General features: G+C 72.0%; 1 protein-coding gene. It reads left to right on the top strand.

Translation table 11 applies throughout. The annotated features are described in order from the left end of the window. Positions 1-1,290, top strand: a 1,290-nt coding sequence (locus ACLF6P_RS29840; protein WP_415954540.1) for a polyketide synthase dehydratase domain-containing protein, incomplete at both ends; no start/stop codon positions are given.

Below are 1,290 nucleotides of genomic sequence, written 5' to 3'. Positions count from 1 at the left end.
CGGCCCGGACCGCATCCTCACCTCCCTCGCCGAAGCGCACTGCCACGGCGTGAGCGTCGACTGGCAGACCGTCTACACCGGCACCGGAGCCCGCCGTACCCCTCTCCCCACCTACGCCTTCGAGCACCAGCTCTACTGGCCGCGCAACTTCAACCGCACCGGCGACCTGGCCGGTGCCGGTCTGAGCACGTCCGAGCACCCGCTGCTCGCGGGCTCGGTCGCGCTCGCGGGCGAGGACACGTCGTTGTTCACCGGCCGGCTGTCGCTGGACTCGCATCCGTGGCTGGCGGACCACGCCGTCCTCGGATCGGTGCTGCTGCCGGGCACGGCGTTCGTGGAGCTCGCCCTGCACGCCGGTGAACGCGTCGGTTGCCCGCTGCTGGACGAACTGACCATTCAGGCACCTCTGGTGATGCCGGAGCACGGTGCCCGTTCGCTGCAGATCGTGGTCGGCGCGGCGGAGCCGGACGGCCGGCGCCCGCTGATGATCCACTCCTCGGCCGCGAGCACGGGTGCGGGCATCGGCGCCGGTGACGACCACGACGACACGTGGACCCTGCATGCCTCGGGCTTTGTCGCCGAGAGCCCGCAGCCGACCGCCGAGAGCGCGGTGGGCATGGTCGAGTGGCCGCCGCAGGGCGCGGAGGCCGTGTCCGTCGAGGGCATGTACGACTTCCTGGCTGAACTGGGCTACGGCTATGGCCCGACGTTCCGTGGGCTGCGTGCGGTGTGGCGCCGGGACGACGAACTGTTCGTCGAGGTCGGGCTCTCGGGTGACGCGGCGGAGCAGGCGGGCCGGTTCGGTCTGCACCCGGCGCTCCTCGACTCCGCCCTGCACGCCATCGGTCTGACCGGCGGCGTCTCCGACCTGGAGGGCCCCGGTCTGCCGTTCGCCTGGACCGACGTCGAGCTGTTCGCCATCGGTTCGCCGGTGCTGCGCGTACGCATGGCGGCGGGCGACGGCGGCAGGATCTCCCTGGACCTGGCCGACGGCATCGGCGTCCCGGTGGGCCGCATCGGCTCGCTCGTCCTGCGTTCGGTCTCGGCGCAGCAGCTGGACGTCGCCTCCTCCGGCCGGGGCGAGGGCGCCGACTCCCTCTACCGCGTGGAGTGGGTCCCGAAGGCCGTACCGACCGACTCTCAGGTCGATTCGCAGATCGATTCTCCGGCCGACGCGCCGCGCACCGACGTGTGGGAGCTGAGCGCCGACGACGCCGACGGCACGCGCGACCTTGTCGTGCATGTGTTGGGGCGGGTGCAGGAGTGGTTGGCGGCTGAGCGTGACAGTGA

It is taken from the genome of Streptomyces lothianensis (assembly GCF_047779955.1).
GTDB lineage: Bacteria > Actinomycetota > Actinomycetes > Streptomycetales > Streptomycetaceae > Streptomyces.
Note: the sequence above shows the minus strand (reverse complement) of the source record. Positions and strands in the feature narration are given on the sequence as shown.